The organism is Streptomyces sp. NPDC000941 (assembly GCF_053599555.1).
Genome location: NZ_JBSFMM010000013.1, coordinates 22,613 through 39,436, shown reverse-complemented (window position 1 = coordinate 39,436; position 16,824 = coordinate 22,613). Strand labels below are relative to the sequence as shown.

Sequence of the window (16,824 nt, the reverse complement as noted above, 5' to 3'; positions counted from 1 at the left end):
CAGAAGTGCGTTGCATTTGCCTTCAATTTCATTGCAACACCCCTTGGGGGATGGGTAGTTGGTGTTGACGATTTATGAAACGCAACGTAGCTTTCGTGTCGTTCAAACGCATTGAGTGAGGTGACATGAAGACGGCGGTACGCGAAGAAGTCGCGCTCGACGTCGACGGGCTGCGTATGCGGTACGGCTCGGTCGACGTCCTGCGCGATGTGACGTTCCAGGCGCGCCACGGGGAGGTGTTGGCGCTCCTCGGGCCGAACGGGGCGGGCAAGACCACCACCATCGAGATCCTGGAAGGCTTCCGGGCGCGATCGGCGGGCCGCGTCCAGGTGCTCGGCGCGGATCCGGCGCAGGGCGACGAGCGGTGGCGGGCGCGGGTGGGGGTGGTCCTGCAGTCCTGGCGGGACCACGGCAAGTGGCGGGTCCGTGAACTCCTCGCCCACTTGGGCGGCTACTACGCCGCGTACTCCACCGCGGCGATCCGCCGGCCGTGGGACCCGGACGAACTCGTCGCGGCGGTCGGCCTGACCGAGCACGCGGGCAAGAAGATCAAGACGCTGTCCGGCGGTCAGCGGCGCAGACTGGACGTGGCCATCGGCATCGTGGGCCGCCCCGAGCTGCTGTTCCTCGACGAGCCCACCACGGGATTCGACCCCGAGGCCCGGTATGAGTTCCACGACCTCGTCCACGGCCTCGCCGCGGACCACGCGACCACGATCCTGCTCACCACCCACGACCTGGACGAGGCGGGCAAGCTCGCCGACCGCGTTCTGATCCTGGCCGGCGGGCGGATCATCGCGGACGGCTCGGTGGACGAGCTGGCGCGGCGGATCGCGGGCGAGGACGAGGTGCGCTGGACGCGGGGCGGTGAGCGCTTCACGGCGTCAACCGCCGATTCCACCGCCTTCGTACGTGGGCTGTTCGGCCGGTACGGCGAGGCGATCGGTGAACTCGAGGTACGTCGCGCCTCGTTGGAGGACACCTACCGGGCGCTGGTCCGGCAGAGCGAGGACGCGGCGGGGCATGAGTCGACGGGGGCGGGCCGATGAACCCCGGAACCGCGGCGCTGCGGGCGGGCTGGAGCCGCGGCGTGATCGAACTGCGGCAGTCGTTCACCAACGGCGCCGAGCTGCTGTCCCATCTGCTGTGGCCGGTGCTGATGCTGACCGCCATGTACTTCATGCGGGACACCACACTGGGCGGCGGACTCCTGCTCGGCAGCATGGCCCTGCCCAGCATCCTGGGGATGAACGCGGCGCTCGGCATGGTCACCATGAGCCAGCTGCTCACCGCCGACCGCGAGGACGGAACCCTGCTGCGCGCCAAGGCCACCCCGCACGGAATGCGCGGCTACCTCGTCGGCAAGGTCGTCTCGGTGGCCGGCGGACTCCTCGCCGACCTCGCCATCCTGCTCCTCCCCGGGCTGCTGCTCATCGACGGCCTGGCGGTCGGCAGCACGGGCTCCTGGCTGACGGTGGCCTGGGTGCTGGCCCTGGGCATGGCGGCGACCCTGCCCCTCGGCGCGGTGCTGGGCTCGGTGTTCCCCAGCGCGCGGGGCCAAGGCCTGGTCCAGGTGCCGGTCCTGGGCCTGATGGCGATCTCCGGCATCTTCTACCCGGTCACCGCGCTGCCGGAGTGGCTGGAGTGGATCGCTCAGGCGTTCCCGATCTACTGGCTCGGTCTTGGCATGCGGTCGGCCCTGCTGCCGGACGCCGCAGTCGACATCGAGATCGGGGACTCCTGGCGGCACCTGGAGACCGTCGGAGTGCTGGGGGCCTGGGCCGTGCTCGGCCTCGCCGTGGCCCCGGTCGTACTGCGGCGGATGGCGCGCCGGGAGTCGGGGTCGGGCGTGGCCGAGCGCCGCGAGAAGGCGCTGCGGCGGGTCGGATGAGACGGGCGCCGGGTGGCCGCGCGCGGGTCTGTCGTCAAAGGGGGCGTCCGGCCGCGAGCGGCGTCTGGTCGGGGGCACCTCCCAGCGGTAGCTGGGGGCGGCTGATGTCACTGCGGCGTCGGGAGCAGGGCGCCCCCTTTGACGACAGGCCCTACGGCTTCTCGCCCACCCGGTCGCGGAGGTCGCCGGGGCCGCCGGGGTCGCCGAGAGGAGGCCGCCCGGCGGTGGCGGAACGCGGCTCGGTGCCGGCCGGGCGCATGGCCGTGGCGCGGATCAGCCAGGCCGTCGTGGCCAGGCAGATCGCCGAGACCGCGGCCAGGATGAGCGGCACCGACCGGATGCCGGACAGTTCGATGGCCTTGCCGAGCGCCGGGCCCGCGGCCACCCCGCCGACCATGGACGCCGCGATGACCAGCGCCCCGGCCCGGCGGGCGCGCGGGGCCGCGTCGTTCAGCCAGGGCAGGCCGGTCGGGAAGATCGGCGCGATGAACAGGCCGACGCCCGCGTAGGCGTACGGGGCCAGCGCGGGCACCGCGGCGAGCAGCAGGCATGCGGTCATGCCCGCGCAGCTGACCACGATGATCGACCGGGCGGGCCAGCGCAGCGCGAGCGGCGCGACCAGGAAACGGCCGACCGTCATCATCAGCCAGTAGACGGAGGTCGCGGAGGCGGCGGCGGTCGCGCCGTAGCCGACGGTCTCCAGGTGGGTGGGCTCCCAGCCGCCGACACCCGCCTCGATGCCGACATGCAGGACGTACAGGAGCACGAAGGCGCCCAGCACGGTGGCCAGGCTGCGGGACCGCGCCCGCGCCCGCCGCGCGTCCATGCCCGCGCTGTCGTCCGCATCCGCGGCCTCGTCTGCTTCCGCGGCCTCGTTCGTACGCGGGGGAGCCTCGTCCCGCACCCCTGCCAGGCACAGCAGCAGCGGCAGGGTCAGGGCGGCGAAGCCGAGGAAGACGGCGGTGTAGTGCTCCGCCCCCACCAGGCCGATCAGCGCCGGGCCGAGGATCGCGCCGATGCCGAAGTGGGCGTTGAGGATGTTGAGCATGGCGGTGCTGCGGCGCCCGAACCCGACGGCGAACAGCTGGTTCAGGCCGTAGTCGATGCCGCCGAAGCCGAGCCCGGCCACCAGCGCCATGGCGAGGGCGGCGGGCCACGTGGGCGCGAGGGCGAAACCGGCCGCGCCGACGGCCATCAGCAGATACGAGCCGCCGAGCAGCTTGCGGTTGCCGATCCGGGAGGCGGGCTCGGCGGGGTCGGCGTGGCCGAAGAGCCGGTCGAAGACGAGGACGCCCGCGACACCCCCGACGAAGTGGGCGCTGAGACCGAGTCCGGCGGTGGAGGGGGAGAGGCCGAACTCGTCGCGGAAGACGGGAATCGACGGTCCGTAGAGCGCCTGCAGCGCGCCGATCAGGATGAATCCCACGCAGGACGCGACCACGGCGGCGCGGCTGAACAGCGGGGTCCGGGCAGCGGTCCGGGCAGCGGTCCGGCCGAGGGTCCGGTCTGCGGTCCGGTCGGCGGGTCGGGGGAGCGGAGGCGTGCTCGGAGGCTTGTCCACGACGGGAGTGTTACCGCTAACATTCCGCCCGTCAAGGCATTTGCCGCGGTGCGGTGCCCGCTGCCCGGGACGGGCCCTCGCCCCTCGGCCCCCTCGCACACGTTTGCGCCGCCGACCGCCTCGGGTAAAGTGATCGCGGCTTCAGTAGCAAACGACCGAGGAGGTGAGACCCATTACCGCTGTGTCAGGTCGGGTGCTCTCATCTCACGGCCGTGCGGTCCCTCAGGGATAGGTGACCGCGGGAGCGCCCCAAGGCGTTCCGAAAGGCTCCCATGTCGGTCTCACCGTCACTTCTTCCCCTCTCCGCCATCGTCACCAGGCTCCGCGCCGTCGGCTGTGTCTTCGCCGAGGACGAGGCGCGACTGCTCGTCACCACGGCCCGCACCCCCGATGAACTCGCCGTCATGGTCGACCGGCGCGTGGCGGGGCTTCCCCTGGAACACGTCCTCGGCTGGGCGGAGTTCCACGGTCTGCGGATAGCCGTCGACCACGGCGTCTTCGTACCCCGCCGGCGCACCGAATTCCTCGTCGACCAGGCCGTCGGCCTCGCCCGGCCAGGGGCCGTCGTCGTCGACCTGTGCTGCGGCACGGGCGCGGTGGGCGCCGCGCTGCTCGCGGCGCTGGGCCCGGTTTCCCCAGTCGAGCCGGGTCCGGTTTCCCCGGTCGAGCTGTACGCGGCCGACATCGAGCCCGCCGCGGTGCGCTGCGCCCGGCGCAACATCCCCGCCGACAAGGGCCGGGTGTACGAGGGCGACCTCTACGAGCCGCTGCCCGCCGCGCTGCGCGGGCGCGTCGATGTCCTGGTCGCCAACGCCCCCTACGTACCCACCGACGCCATCCGCCTGCTGCCCCCGGAGGCCCGCGACCACGAGCCGCGCGTCGCGCTGGACGGCGGCGCGGACGGGCTCGACGTGCAGCGGCGGGTGCTCGCCGGGGCGGCCCAGTGGCTGGCGCCCGACGGCCATCTGCTGATCGAGACGAGTGAGGGGCAGGCGCCGCGTACCGCCGAGACCTTCGCCCGGCACGGGCTGATTCCCCGGATCGCCGGTTGCGAGGAGCTGGGCGCGACCGTCGTCATCGGCACCAGGCCCGCGACGGTCTGAGGGGCTGACGGCCTGATCACGCCTCGATGAGGCGCACGTCGGCGCGTCCCCCAACGCGCCGACGTGCCGGGGCCGCCGACCTGCCATCCCCCGTCAAGCAGGTCGGCGGCCTTCCCGAGGCGCCGCTCCGGTCCCAAAATCGGAGCCGCTGAGAACACTCTGCCGCACGGGACTTGGACGAAATCTTGAGGAAACCTTGGACGGTCCTGCACGCGGCCTGCCGAATTCGCGAGAAGATCAGGGAGCGGGGGGAGAGAACCAGGGTTGGGGGAGGCTCACATGGACTTCCGGGTCCTCGGCCCCGTTGAGGCGCGGTCCCAAGACCGGCAAGTCGACCTCGGGCACGCCAAGCAGCGCTGTGTGATCGCGGTCCTGCTGGTGGAGGCGAACCGCGTGGTGCCCGTGGGGCAGTTGATCGACCGGGTGTGGGGCGAGGAGCCCCCGGCGTCCGTGCGCAGTGTGCTGTACGGGTATGTGGCGCGGCTCCGGGCGGCGCTGCGCGCCTTGGAAGAAGGCGCGGTGGGGGCGGGCGCGGTGGGGGCGGGGGCCGGCGCGGCGGCCGGCGGGCACGACGGCGCCCGGCTGGCGCGGCGCGCCGGGGGCTATGTGCTGGAGGTGTCGGCCGAGTTGGTGGACCTCCACCGGTTCCGCGGCCTGGTCGCCGAGGCCGCCGCCGCGGAGGAGGACCCCACGCGCGCCGCCGGGCTGCTGCGCGGGGCTCTCGGGCTGTGGCGCGGGGAGGCCCTGTCCGGCCTGTCCGGCGACTGGGCCTGGAACATGCGGGAGCGGCTGGGCAGCGAGCACATCGCGGCCCGGCTGGCGCTGGGCGACGCGGAGCTGCGGCTGGGCCGGCACGGCGAACTGCTGCCCGAGCTGCGCGATCTGGCCGCCGCCCACCCGCTGGACGAGCGGGTCGTACGGCAGCTCATCGTGACCCTGTACCGGTGCGAGCGGCAGGCCGAGGCGCTGGAGGTGTACACCCGCACCCGCGAGCGGCTGGCCGATGAGCTGGGGGTCGACCCCGGGCCCGAACTCCAGGCGCTGCACCAGCGGATCCTGGTGGGCGACCTCGATGTACGCCCGCCCGCGCCGCCCTCTACCTCCGCACCGTCCTCGCCCCAGGCCGCCTCTGTTGGTGCGCCGCCCGGCCCGCAGAACCACAGCGGCCCGCGGCTGATCCCCGCCGAACTGCCCCGCGCCGTACCCGGCTTCACCGGCCGCACCGAGGCCGTCGCGCGGCTGCACGCGCTCGTCCCGTCCGACGGCCCGGCGCCCGACACCGGCACGGTGGTGATCTCCGCGATCGGCGGCACCGCGGGCGTCGGCAAGACCGCCCTGGCCGTGCACTGGGGCCATCAGGTGCGGGACCGGTTCCCGGACGGCCAGCTGTACGTGGACCTGCGAGGCTTCGACGGCAACCGCGAACCGCTGCGCCCGCGCGACGCCCTCGGGCAGCTGCTGCGCGGACTGGGCCTGACGCCCCAGGAGATACCGGCCGACGAGGACGAGATGATCCGCCGCTACCGGTCCCTGCTGGTGGACCGGCGGATGCTGATCCTGCTCGACGACGCGGTCTCCGCTGAGCAGGTGCGCCCGCTGCTGCCCGGTGGCCCGTCCTGCCTCGTCGTGGTGACCAGCCGCAACCGGCTGGGCGGCCTGGTCGCACGAGAGGGCGCGCACCCCCTCATGCTCGACGTACTGGCCCCCGAGGAGGCACACGCCCTGCTGGCAGCCGTCCTCGGGGAACCGCGGGTGGCGGCCGAGCCTGACGCCGTGGCCGAACTCGCCCGGCTGTGCGGCTACCTCCCGCTCGCGCTGCGCGTGGCCGCCGCCCAGCTCGCCTGCGAGCCGGGCCGGCACGTCGCCGACCTGGCGGCCGAGCTGGCGGAGGGCAGCAGGCTGGCGGTGCTGGAGCTGGAGGACGACGAACGGTCCGCGGTCCGCGCCGCCTTCGACCTCTCGTACCGGGCCCAGGACCCCCGGGCCCGGCTGCTGTTCCGCCGGCTCGGCCTGGTCCCGGGCCTGGAGTTCGACGCCGGGGCCGCGGCTGCGCTGCTGGACGACACCGAGGAGCGGGCCGCGCAGCTGCTGGCCACCCTGGCGGGCGCGCATCTGATCGAGTCGCGCGGGGAGGGCCGCTACGGTTTCCACGACCTGCTCCGCGAATACGCCTGGGAGCGGCTGGAGTCCGACGACCGGGCGGTCGACGACCCGGCGGTCGACGACCCGGCGGTCGACGACCTGGCGGCGGAGCCGGCGGCCGCGCGGGACCGGCTGTACGCGTGGTACCTGCTCGCCGCGGACGCCGCCGGGCGCATCCTGTACCCGCAGATCCCCAGGCTGCCGCGCGAGATGGCCGAGGGAGCCGACGCGGCGCCGGGGCACCGCGGGGACCGCGAGGGCGGGCCGTACGCCGCCTTCGCGGCGGGCTTCGAGAGCTTACGCGTCCCCCACGTCCGCGCACCGATGCGGCTCGCCGACGAGGTCGAGGCCATCGTGTGGCTGGAGGCCGAGCGGGCCAATCTGCTGGCCGTGATCGAGCGGGCCGCGCACCAAGGGCCGCGCGCCGTGTCCTGGCATCTGACGGACGCGCTGCTCGGCTACTTCTGGCTCTGCCTGCCCCGCGGCACCTGGCAGGTCACCGCTCAGAGCGCGCTGGACGCCGCGGTCGCCGAGGGTGACCGGCGCGGCGAGGCCGCCATCTACTACAACATCGGCTTCGCCCTGTGGGACCTCGGCGTCCTCGGCCAGTCCGCCCTCCACCACCAGCGAGCCATCGAACTGCACCGCGCCATCGGCTGGTCCCCCGGCGAGGCGGCGGCGCTCGGCGGACTGGCGTACGTGGAATGGGAACAGGCCCGGCTGGACGATGCGCTGGGGCACTTCGACGCCGCGCTGGCGATCCTCCGCGAGCTCGGGCAGACCGACGCCGAGGCACTGGCGCTCATCGGCGTCGGCCTCGTCCACCGGGACATGGGCCGGCTGCCGGAGGCCGTCAGCGACCTGGAGACGGCGCTGCACATCCGGCGCAAGGCCGGAGTCCGCTACGAGGCCAACCACCTGGACAACCTCGGCATCGCGTACTGGGAAGCCGGCCGGCTGCGCGACGGCCTGGAAGTCCTCAGCGAGGCCGTGGCCATCAACGAGGCCGTCGGCTACCGCAACGGCCACGCCGTGGCGCTCCAGACCACCGGCCGGATCCAGCTGGAGTGCGGGCGCCATGAGGAGGGTCTTGAACACGGCGAGCGCGCGCTGCGGCTCGCCGTGGACACCGGAAACCGCCGGATCCAGTCCGACGCCCTCAACACCATCGGCGAGGCCCACCGACGCGCCGGGCGCGGCGAACAGGCGGCAGAGAGCCACGAACGCGCGCTGCTCGCGGCGCGCGCCGCACAGAACCGGCGCGCCGAGGCGGACAGCCTGCTGGGCCTTGCCGCCGCCTACCGCCTCCTCGGCCACGCCGAGGCCGCACTGGCCCGGGCGGACGAGGCCCGGCAACTGGCGCGGCGCTGCGGCTTCCGGCTGGTCGAGGGGCAGGCCCTGACCGAACTCGGCGAACTCCACGCCGCCGCGGGGCGATACGCGCAGGCGCTCGCCCGCGCGGTCGAGGCGGTTGCCGTACAACGGGAGTCGGGCCACCCGCTGGGCGAGGCCCGGGCCCTCGACCTCATCGGCCGGGTGCCGGACGCCGTGCCGGGAGCCGTACCGGAGCCGGCCGTGAGCGGCGAGGAAGGGGAGGCGGAGAGGGAGATGGCCGGGGACGGCCGGGCCCGTGCGGCCCGGCGCCGCGCGGAGCAGATCTACGCGGCCACGGGGGCGCGACCCGCGAGTTGAGCCACCCGCCCAGCTCCCTGGCCCCACACCAGGTCCCGGCTGAGGCCCCGCGCGCCGGGCCGAGGCGGGGGCCGCGCGCGCGAGCCCGCGCGCGAGGCCCCGCCCGTGGCCCAACGCCGGGTCGCTTTCCGGGGTTCAGGCCAGGGTCCGTCTCAGCCCCTGGTCGCGAGTCCCGCGCGAGGGCCCTCCGCAGGCCCGGCCCCGGTCCCACGCGAGGGCCCGCCCCGGCCCCACCTCAGAGCCCAGGTGGCGTGGTCAGCCGAGGTCGTCGCAGATCTGGTGGGCCTTGTCGAGGTTCTTCTTCACTTCGCTGTTGCCGAAGTCGAAGGTCCTGGCGTGCTGGTTCTGGGCGATGAGCAGGGCCTTCGCCAGCGGCTTGTACTGGGCGTCGCCCGCGGCCGCCGACGCGGAGAGCGTGATGGCCGCGCCGAAGCGGTTCATCGCGATCTCGCCCTTCGCACCCTTCGCGACGTAGTCCGATGGCTCGAATCCGCTCAGCGCGCGACAGGCGTCCCGTGCGTCGCCCGCCGCGCCGCCCGCGGACGAGTCGCCGCTGACCGCCCAGGCGACACCGACGCCCGCGCCGCCGATCAGGATCCCCACGATGAGCGCGGCGGCCAGCGCCCGGGGGGACTTACGCGGCGCCGGAGCGGCGGCCGGAGCGGCGGCCGGACCGACGGGCGGAGAGGCCGGAGTGGCGTCCGGTGGTATGGGCGCGGAGGCAGGCTGCTGTGACGACATGCGGACAAGATAGCTGCTCAGCGAGGCTTTGCCGGGGGCGGGTGAGCCCTAAGGCGCACCCGGCCGCCGTCAGGCGATCCAGCGGTAGCGGCGCTCCGGGCGGCCCGTGCCGCCGTAGCGCAGGGTGACCTCCACCCGCCCCGTCTCGGCGAAGTACTCGAGATAGCGGCGGGCGCTCACCCGGGAGAAGGCGCCCGCCTCCGCGCACTCCGCCGCCGAAAGCCCCTCGGGCGTAGCGCATGGTGCCGTTGGCGACCGTGGTGTCGGTGAGTGCGACCCAGACACGTACCGCGTGCTGCTGGAATCCGTTCAGCCCCAGGTAGACGGCGTCCTGGTGCCAGGCGAGTGAACTGCCACTGTGCGCGGGCCTGACAAAGAGGTTGGTGGACCACACCATCAGGTCCGGCCCCAGTAGCGCTTCGGCAGCGTCGAGGATCGCGGGGTGGTGCACGATCCGGTCGGCCCAGGTGGACACCAGATGGATCTTCGGGAAGGTGGCGTATCGTGCCAGGGCGCCGCCCGCGGCGCTCACCGTCCGCAAGTAGGTGTGGCACTCGGCCCGGGCCTGTTCGGCCTCGGCCGGCGTGAGGGCGTTCACGGGGAAGGCAAACCCGTCTCCGCGGAACCGCTCCACCAGGTCAGGGGCGGTCGTGGGCATCAGACAGCCACCTCCGGAGCCGGCACGGGCTCGTACGTTTTGGTGTCCTGCCGCATCCTGGTGAGAAGGGCGATGGCGTCGTCCCGCTTGGCGTCGGGGGCCTCAGGCGAACGCAGGTAGTCGGCGAGGCGCTGCCGGTCAGGTTCGGGCATGACGCCCTTCAGGTGGTGCAGGGTGGCGGAGCTGGTGCGCTGAGGGAAGTACAGGGACTTGGCGGTTGTCAGGAACAGCTCCGCGTTTTCCTTGCTCACCACCTTCCGGCGCAGCGCCGCATCCATCGCGACACGGATGTTGACCATGGGTTCGCACACCGGGCGCAGCGACTCGTTGTCGAAGGTGATGGCGACCTCGTCGTCGTCTTCCAGCGTGCCGGAGGCATACATGGTGTAGACGGTGCCAACGCCGGTCATGCCGTAGACGTCGAGCTCGGCGGCGCGGAGAGCTCCCATGCTGGAGGAGCCGTAGACGCGGACGCCCCGGTCCATGGCTCGCAGGATTTCCTTGGGAGAGATCGAGAAGCTCTGGAGGAACTTTCCGTCGATGATGCCGATGCGCTGCGGCAGTTGCTCTTGTGCCATCAGGGCGTCGATGTCGCCCCGTTCGATGGGGGGCAGGAATTCGGCGCCGGGCAGGTGGGTCGCCGCCTCCTCGGGCGGCAGGCTGGGGCCGACGAATACGACCGTACGCATGGTCTCTTCTCCCGTCACTGGGCGGAACCGGCTGTCCGCAGTCGCTGCTGAGCGGAGTGGATGGCTGACAGGGCGCTGTTCCACGCCTGTGCGGCTCGGGGTCCGAGCTTGTTGCGGTCGACCGTCCACGACTCGATGCCGGGCACGATGACGCGTACGACCGTGGCGGGTACGCCGGGCGCGGAGAGGTCGACAACGATGGCCTGCTCGAGTCCGCGGGCCCGCAGCCGCTGCAGCAGCAGCCGGATGTCGTCCATGACGTCCGTGCTGGGATGGGATGGAACGTCCTGGAAGCGGATAGGGCGGGTGGAGGGTTTGATGGCCCACGAATCGGGGTTCGCGCGGTTGCTGCGCCGCACGTGGTAGAGAGCCTTCTCCACGGGCTGTCCGGCGGCGGTGATGTCCTCGCGCATGGCCTGGATGTCCACGACGCGGGACTGGGCGACCTCGCTGATGGCCCGCACGACCGCGACTTCGGCGTCCGGGTGTGTGCCGATGCCGTGGTGGGAGCGGGAGAACGAGTCGGCGACGTACTCCGACACCACTGCCTGGAAGCTGGGGATGCCGGTTGCCGAGGTGATGTTCTTGACCTCGATGGCAATGCCGGCGTCGAGGAACTTCTCCATGAAGAACTGTGCTCGTGGCGGCAGCGTCGACAGGTCGAGGCTTGGATGGCGCTCCTGTGCCCAGGCGCGGATGGCGTCCCCGACGGGTCCGGCGTCGTCGGCTGCGAACTTGCCGAGTCGGTTGGAGATGAGGTCGGCCATCGTCCAGTCGTCGCGCTCGACGAGCTCGCACAGGGCGTGGCAGACGGCCTCTTCCAGAGAGTTTCCCGAAGCGATGCCGTTGGTCGTAGAGACCGGATAGCAGGGGACTTCGTGGTAGCTCATGTAGTAGCCGGCCAGGAATTGCGGCACGAGGATACTGCACTCGTGCATCAGGTCGAAGCCCTCGACCCAGGAGATGTGGCTGTCGATGCTGTAGGCGTGGTGCAGCTCGAAGTTGCACGATTCGGGGTCGAGAACACGCCGTCCGGACCTCTTGAGCTCTGGGTAGGAGGCGATCGCGGCCGGCCGCAAGGGGAGAGAGGCGGCGAAGCGCTCGGCAGCCTCCATGATGGCCGACGTCTTGGCGTCGATCTTCGTGGCGCCCTTGCCGTTGTACACGGAGATGATGTCGAACGACCGCGGAGAGATGGCGTTGTAGACTGGTATGCCGACCCGGTCGAGGCCAGTGATGTCGGCGACCCTTGTCACCCCGATCCGCTTGAGGTGCGGGGCCATGCGGGCGTACGTGGTCTCGGCGGTGATCTCGCGGTGCGTGCCGTTTCCGGTGATCTTGGGGACGCTGGATCGCAGTTTCAACGCAGGGGCTCCTTGAATGCGCTGTCCGCCCGGCCGGTCACTGGCCGCTGACGGGTTCGAGGTGGGACGTGCCGTCGCCGAAGTACCGGTAGGAGTAGGAGAGTTCCTGTCCAGCGGTGACCTTGACCGGCTCGGGGAGCGCCCAGGCGGCTGTGTACCAGTGGCTGCGGGCGCAGCCCAGCCAGGGGGCTGTCGACAGGGTGGTGTGGGGCCCGAGTTGTGCTTCGAAGTGGACTACGACGCCGTTGGCCTCGCCCTCGTGGTCGGCAGTGAGGGAGCAGCGCTTCTCCAGCGGGCCCGTCATGTCCTGCTGGAGATCCACCTGGTACAACTCGGCTGGTTTGGACAGGAATTCCCAGGTCTGTACGGTCTCCGGGCGCTCGTAGAAGCCGATGGAGCGTCGGCTTTCGGACTCCGCCATGGGGCCGAAGTCGATGCCGAACATCTCTTTCCAGCGGGAGAGATGGTCCTGGGTGACGCGGTGCTTGTCGAGCACCTTGTCCGGTATCCGGGTCAGCGTCGCGAAGGAGGTCAGCCGACCGGGGACCAGGCGGGGCGAGTCCTTCATCAGCCGACGCCGGGCGTCCTGAACGGTCTCCCAGATCTGCATGTCCAGTGCCTCGTTGCCGACGATATCCGTCAGCAGGACGTCGGCCGGCTCGGGGAGTTCGAGCTGGGGCGACCAGCCGCGGATGAACTCGATGCGGTTGGCCACGCCGTTACGCTCGGCTATCCGCTGGGCGAGGTGGACCATGCCGGCCGGCTCGACCGCGTAGACCTTTCGGGCTCCCGCCTGGGCCGCGGTGATCGCCAGGATGCCGGACCCGGTTCCCAGATCGAGGACCACGTCTCCCGCACGGACTGTTTCACGGACCGCTTGCTGGAAGGCAGCCTTACGCACCGGGTCTTCCAGCATGGCGATGTGGACGAGCGCGGCGTCGTAACCCCCCTTGGGGAAGGGTTGGTTGCTGAAGCCCTCGACCGGGTCGATGCGTAGCAGTCCGGCCTGGTGGAGTGAGACCACCGTTGCCAGTGCTTCCTGAGCGGCCCTGGGCCCTTTCAGCCGGGGCCCGAGCAGGGTCAACGCCTGTCCGACCGTGCGCGGCTGGTGGAAGAGGTCGAGGAGCCCGAGCGCGTCATGGCCCAGCTTGAGGATCCGGCTCTCGAAGTGGATCTTAACTTCGTTACTGGTGTCAACCTCGGCCATGAACGACGGCGCCCTGTGGAGGACGGTGTCGGGTGAGAGTTTCGGCATGTGCTGATCACTGTCCTTGTGGGTGGGCGTGTCGTGCAGCTGCCTTTACCAGCGCGGCGGAGATGGCCGGCTGGAAGTCGCCGAGTGAACCGGGTTCCCGCCGACCTTCGGTGAGGGAGACGCCCTCCTTCGGTTCGACGATCTGATAGCCGTCCTCACGCAGCTGGTCAACGTTCCGGCGTACGGCGGGTTTGGACCACATGGCCGCGTTCATGACGGGGGCGATGACCACGGGACACTCGGCGGCGAGCAGTGTGGCCGTCAAGACGTCGTCCGCGATTCCGTGTGCTGCCTTGGCCAGGAAATTGGCAGTGGCCGGCAGGATCACCAGCACGTCCGCCCAGGCACCGAGGGCGACATGGGCGGCGCCTCCGCCCTTGTGATCCTCCCAGTCGGTCACCGGCATATGGCCGGTGACAGCCTCGATCATGCGCGGACCCATGAGGGCCTTCGCCTGTGCGGTCATGACGGTGCGGATTTCCTGGACCCCGATGGTGCCGCGCAGCCATGCGTTCACGTGAGGGACCGCGACGGCGGAGAAGGAGCCGCACACGCCCCACAACAGCCGCACCGCTGCCAGCGCCTGCTGAGGACTGGTCGTGGCGTTCTTGGCCATCAGTCGGTCACCTCCCTGGGAGCTCCGAAGGCGCCGAGGATGCCCGGGAGCGACCGTTCTGCCCGTCGCAGCAGCGCATGGGCGCCTTGTGGGTCGGATGCCGACCAGGCGCGGAGGGCGACGTGCTGGAGGACGCCGGAGGCGAGGTGGCACGCGAGACGTGTGTGCTCGTCGTCGCTGAGTCGGGTGCCTCGGGCTGCCTCGTAGCCCTCGGCTGTCAGCCGGGCCCGCTGCTCCTGGAGTTCCTGCGCGCCCGTGGCCGCTGCCGCCTGCACGAGATCCCGCAACAGGAATGCGAGGTCGGTCATGGGGTCGGCGATGCCTGCCTCCCGCCAACCGAGCACGCGCGGCATCGGGCCGGGAACGCAGGAAGCAGTCGACATGCGACCGTGCACCACGGCCCGTGGGAGCACCTCGGGCGCTTCCGCTGCCATTGCGTCGGCGAGGTGCTGGATCCGGGGGGCCGCGGCCTTATCGAGGTGATCGCGGGCGGCGCGGATGCCGTCCGCTGCTTGGGGCGCCGCTTCCAGCCAGGCCGGGCGGGCCCTGGCGGGCAGGGCGGCCACCCGGTCGACGGCGACGGAATGGAGCTGGGCGAGGAAACCACCGAGCTCGCCAAACGTCTGCTCCTGCGGAGTGGTGGAACTGGCCGGGTCACCGAAGACGGTGTCGCTGAGCAGCCCGGGAGTAGTCACCACCGGGTGGATGGCCGTCCGGTCGTCGGCCAGCACAGGGATACACGCGTACTGGGCGGCCCGGGTCGTGGCGATCGCGTCTGCAAGATCACGCAGGGCCGCCGCGTCGAGATACACGGGCACGGCTGCCGGGACGCTCTCTCCCCAGCGGTACCCACCGTCGACCCGGAGGCAGACACGGCTGACGAACGGGCCGGGAAGCGAGCGCACGGGCTGTCCGGTCCGCACGACGGCTTGGGTCATCGGGAGGCGCTCCTTTGGCCGTTGAGGTAGGGCTTTGCGGGGTCGAGTCGCTCCGCCCGGTACCGTTCCTCAATGGCCTGCAGCCGGTCTGCTGCAGTGGTGCGGCCGTCCCGCCAGGCCGTTACCAGCCCCTCAGCGACCAACAGGCAGCGGTGCTGTCCGAAGCTCATGAGTCGGCCCTCCCGCTGCTCGGGCTCGTCCGCCAGCCACCAGCCTCTGCCCAGCTCCAGCGCGAGGGCAGGGCCGGTGTCGCGCAGCGCGTTGATGTGTTCGCGGTGGATGTCCGCCAGTGCCCGCTCATGGCGGCGCCAGTCGTCCTGGTACAGATAGAGGACCATCGCATCCCGTCGCTCATACCCCTCCGGGTGATTGGCCGCCTTCAGTTGGTACGGGACGCTCTCGGCGCACAGCCTCCCGGTGATCGCGCCCATCAACTTGGAGGCAGCCGCGGGGTCCCGCGGCGCGTAGTACAGGCGCACGATGGGCCGTTCGCCGTGGCGGGTCATGCCTTCGTCGCCGATGGCGAGGTACCAGCCGGGATACGTGTACGGACGGTCCGGCGGAAACCTGACGCTCACCCGCTGACCGGGTGCGGCTGCCGGCGGCCGGGTTTCCTCTGCGGTGACGGTCAGGGTCAGACCGTTCTTGGACACCCGGCGGCCCGAGGGCCCGGCCGTGACCGTCTGCCAGCCGGCGTCCCAGTAGCCGCTGCCTTGGTTGGCCTCGGCCAGCGCACGTGCCACGGTCGGGTCCTCACGCCTGCGGGTGCCCAGCACCACTGGCGCGCCATCTATCAGCCAGCGTGCTGCGCGGGTATCACCGGCGTAGTAGCTCAGATACAGGAACCGGGACAGGTGAGGCAGGACGGGGAGATCCCCGGGCGCGGGCTCGACGCCTTCGGCGGGCCGGAGTTCGCCCCACTCGCGGTGATGGAAAGTCGATTCGTTCCGGACTTCCACGTCTTCGGAGATCGCGGAGAACGCTGCTTGGTATTGGTTCATGCTCCCGCCTCCCCATGGAGGCCGGGAGCGAGGAGCCTGGCCAGGCCCTGCGGATCGTTCAGCAACTTGCAGCCTATGAAGAGGCACAGGTGCCCGATCCGGCCCAGTGAGCCGATCTGTTCCAGCCGCCCGGCCGCGTACATCAGGAGGGACAACCCGGCGTAGCGGAAGACGGCATCCCGCTGCTCGGCCGAGAGCGGAGAGCTCTGTTCATGTTCATAGGCGGCGAGGAAGAGACCGGCGTTACGTCGTACGGTGACCCAGGCGCCGGAGTGGGACAGGCGGCCGACGTCTCCCCGCAAGGTGTGCAGCCACTGGATCAGCAGTTGACCGATGATCGTGCCCACGTCCAGCATCGGGTCGCCAAAACCGGCCAGTTCCCAGTCGACCAGCGCCACCTCGGGGTGCTCGCTGTCGGCGCCCTTGAACAGGATGTTGTCGTCCCGCAGGTCGAAGTGCACCAGGCCCTTCGGACTCCATCCATCCCGGAGCCGCGCCACGCTCTCGTCGACCGACTGCATGGCAGCCACATAGTCGGAATAGTCCATTCCGGGCCCACGCGCGAGTTCGCCAGGGGTCAGTGTCACAAACGACGCGAAGGGAAAGACGATGCGCTGCGGGTCGAACGTCGAGTCCGCGATGATCCGGTCCACTCGTGTGGCGTGAATCCCGGCTGTCACCGATGCCACTGCGGCCAGTACTGGCACAGGTATTTGCGGGGAGTTCCGGGTCACTTCCCGCATCGATGTGAAGCCGACCTTCCCCTCCATGATGAGGGTCTCGGTTTTTCGGTCGACCGCGACGAAGCGAGGAACTGCCGACATGGCGAAACTTGGCACACCGGCTTCAGGTATCAGCCTGAGTATGGTTTCCTCGTTACCCGTCGCTGTGCCAACGGCCACGGCGGTTGCCGGATCCACCTGCTTCAGGAAGAGGGCGGTGCCGTCCTCGAAGTGCAGCATCGCCACGCTGTTACGTGCTGCGAATGTCTGAATATGCAAAATGTCGCCTCGGTCGATATCGAGCGAAGCGAGCCAGGAACGAGTCCGAGCCTTTGAGGGCCCGGACTCGTTCGGCAGCGCTTCGCGCCAAGGCGAAGATGTGCTGCCGCCCGCCGGTGACGCGATGTCGGCCGGACTGTGCGAAGCGCTGGTCATCATGGGTCTATCGACT

13 protein-coding genes and 2 pseudogenes are annotated in these 16,824 nt (G+C 71.0%); 4 read left to right on the top strand and 11 right to left on the bottom strand.

The genetic code is table 11. The features are described 5' to 3' along the window. The first annotated feature begins 125 nt into the window (after positions 1-125). Together ACWDSL_RS07390 and ACWDSL_RS07385 are read left to right on the top strand one after the other, a co-directional pair. A complete protein-coding gene (locus ACWDSL_RS07390) occupies positions 126-1,049 on the top strand; it encodes an ABC transporter ATP-binding protein (protein WP_450482633.1) in 924 nt (307 codons plus the stop codon). Beyond that, positions 1,046-1,891, top strand: coding sequence for an ABC transporter permease (locus ACWDSL_RS07385; protein ID WP_450482631.1), 846 nt, complete (start codon positions 1,046-1,048; stop codon positions 1,889-1,891). The genes ACWDSL_RS07390 and ACWDSL_RS07385 overlap by 4 nt, the downstream gene beginning before the upstream one ends. A 151-nt stretch (positions 1,892-2,042) precedes the next feature. Here the strand turns inward: ACWDSL_RS07385 and ACWDSL_RS07380 are convergent, their stop codons facing one another. After that, positions 2,043-3,350 (bottom strand): MFS transporter, encoded by a 1,308-nt coding sequence (locus tag ACWDSL_RS07380; RefSeq protein WP_450482708.1) that lies wholly within the window; start codon positions 3,348-3,350, stop codon positions 2,043-2,045. A 374-nt stretch (positions 3,351-3,724) separates the two neighbouring features. Between ACWDSL_RS07380 and ACWDSL_RS07375 the strand changes: the two genes are divergently transcribed. Both ACWDSL_RS07375 and ACWDSL_RS07370 read left to right on the top strand, forming a co-directional pair. After that, the gene (locus tag ACWDSL_RS07375) at positions 3,725-4,555 is read left to right on the top strand and encodes a putative protein N(5)-glutamine methyltransferase (RefSeq protein WP_450482629.1); all 831 of its coding nucleotides are present in this window, start codon (positions 3,725-3,727) and stop codon (positions 4,553-4,555) included. Positions 4,556-4,834: 279 nt separating this feature from the next. Next, complete coding sequence (locus tag ACWDSL_RS07370) at positions 4,835-8,389, top strand: AfsR/SARP family transcriptional regulator (RefSeq protein WP_450482627.1); 3,555 nt, start codon at positions 4,835-4,837, stop codon at positions 8,387-8,389. 255 nt (positions 8,390-8,644) lie between these two features. On the opposite strand, the gene ACWDSL_RS07365 is transcribed toward ACWDSL_RS07370, so the two are convergent. From ACWDSL_RS07365 to ACWDSL_RS07320, 10 genes and pseudogenes are all read right to left on the bottom strand, one after another. Then, positions 8,645-9,130, bottom strand: coding sequence for a hypothetical protein (locus tag ACWDSL_RS07365; RefSeq protein WP_450482625.1), 486 nt, complete (start codon positions 9,128-9,130; stop codon positions 8,645-8,647). Positions 9,131-9,199: 69 nt separating this feature from the next. Then, a pseudogene (locus ACWDSL_RS07360) lies at positions 9,200-9,361 on the bottom strand (two-component system response regulator); the annotation flags it as partial. A 52-nt stretch (positions 9,362-9,413) separates the two neighbouring features. Continuing rightward, positions 9,414-9,788, bottom strand: a pseudogene (locus ACWDSL_RS07355) (phytanoyl-CoA dioxygenase family protein); the annotation flags it as partial. Beyond that, positions 9,788-10,477, bottom strand: a complete 690-nt coding sequence (locus ACWDSL_RS07350; RefSeq protein ID WP_450482623.1) for a TfuA-like protein — start codon at positions 10,475-10,477, stop codon at positions 9,788-9,790. The gene ACWDSL_RS07350 and the pseudogene ACWDSL_RS07355, both read right to left, overlap by 1 nt. Positions 10,478-10,491: 14 nt before the next feature. Further along, on the bottom strand, positions 10,492-11,841 hold the full coding sequence (locus tag ACWDSL_RS07345) for a YcaO-like family protein (protein ID WP_450482621.1): 1,350 nt from the start codon (positions 11,839-11,841) through the stop codon (positions 10,492-10,494). 37 nt (positions 11,842-11,878) lie between these two features. Next, positions 11,879-13,096 (bottom strand): 50S ribosomal protein L11 methyltransferase, encoded by a 1,218-nt coding sequence (locus ACWDSL_RS07340; protein ID WP_450482619.1) that lies wholly within the window; start codon positions 13,094-13,096, stop codon positions 11,879-11,881. Between the two features lie 7 nt (positions 13,097-13,103). After that, positions 13,104-13,712 (bottom strand): flavoprotein, encoded by a 609-nt coding sequence (locus tag ACWDSL_RS07335; protein ID WP_450482617.1) that lies wholly within the window; start codon positions 13,710-13,712, stop codon positions 13,104-13,106. Continuing rightward, complete coding sequence (locus ACWDSL_RS07330; RefSeq protein ID WP_450482615.1) at positions 13,712-14,650, bottom strand: phosphotransferase; 939 nt, start codon at positions 14,648-14,650, stop codon at positions 13,712-13,714. Before ACWDSL_RS07330 ends, ACWDSL_RS07335 begins: the two co-directional genes overlap by 1 nt. Further along, positions 14,647-15,651 carry a T3SS effector HopA1 family protein gene (locus tag ACWDSL_RS07325; RefSeq protein ID WP_450482613.1) on the bottom strand — a complete coding sequence of 335 codons (1,005 nt, stop codon included), beginning with the start codon at positions 15,649-15,651 and terminating at the stop codon, positions 14,647-14,649. Before ACWDSL_RS07325 ends, ACWDSL_RS07330 begins: the two co-directional genes overlap by 4 nt. Beyond that, positions 15,648-16,811, bottom strand: a complete 1,164-nt coding sequence (locus ACWDSL_RS07320) for a phosphotransferase family protein (protein WP_450482612.1) — start codon at positions 16,809-16,811, stop codon at positions 15,648-15,650. The genes ACWDSL_RS07325 and ACWDSL_RS07320 overlap by 4 nt, the downstream gene beginning before the upstream one ends. Positions 16,812-16,824: the final 13 nt, after the last annotated feature.

Bases quoted from the DNA above. Each gene is read 5' to 3' on its own strand.
- ACWDSL_RS07370 (WP_450482627.1), top strand. From the start codon at position 4,835: ATGGACTTCCGGGTCCTCGGCCCCGTTGAGGCGCGGTCCCAAGACCGG.
- ACWDSL_RS07390 (WP_450482633.1), top strand. From the start codon at position 126: ATGAAGACGGCGGTACGCGAAGAAGTCGCGCTCGACGTCGACGGGCTG.
- ACWDSL_RS07365 (WP_450482625.1), bottom strand. From the start codon at position 9,130: ATGTCGTCACAGCAGCCTGCCTCCGCGCCCATACCACCGGACGCCACT.
- ACWDSL_RS07335 (WP_450482617.1), bottom strand. From the start codon at position 13,712: ATGGCCAAGAACGCCACGACCAGTCCTCAGCAGGCGCTGGCAGCGGTG.
- ACWDSL_RS07375 (WP_450482629.1), top strand. From the start codon at position 3,725: ATGTCGGTCTCACCGTCACTTCTTCCCCTCTCCGCCATCGTCACCAGG.
- ACWDSL_RS07340 (WP_450482619.1), bottom strand. From the start codon at position 13,096: ATGCCGAAACTCTCACCCGACACCGTCCTCCACAGGGCGCCGTCGTTC.
- ACWDSL_RS07385 (WP_450482631.1), top strand. From the start codon at position 1,046: ATGAACCCCGGAACCGCGGCGCTGCGGGCGGGCTGGAGCCGCGGCGTG.
- ACWDSL_RS07325 (WP_450482613.1), bottom strand. From the start codon at position 15,651: ATGAACCAATACCAAGCAGCGTTCTCCGCGATCTCCGAAGACGTGGAA.
- ACWDSL_RS07330 (WP_450482615.1), bottom strand. From the start codon at position 14,650: ATGACCCAAGCCGTCGTGCGGACCGGACAGCCCGTGCGCTCGCTTCCC.
- ACWDSL_RS07320 (WP_450482612.1), bottom strand. From the start codon at position 16,811: ATGATGACCAGCGCTTCGCACAGTCCGGCCGACATCGCGTCACCGGCG.
- ACWDSL_RS07350 (WP_450482623.1), bottom strand. From the start codon at position 10,477: ATGCGTACGGTCGTATTCGTCGGCCCCAGCCTGCCGCCCGAGGAGGCG.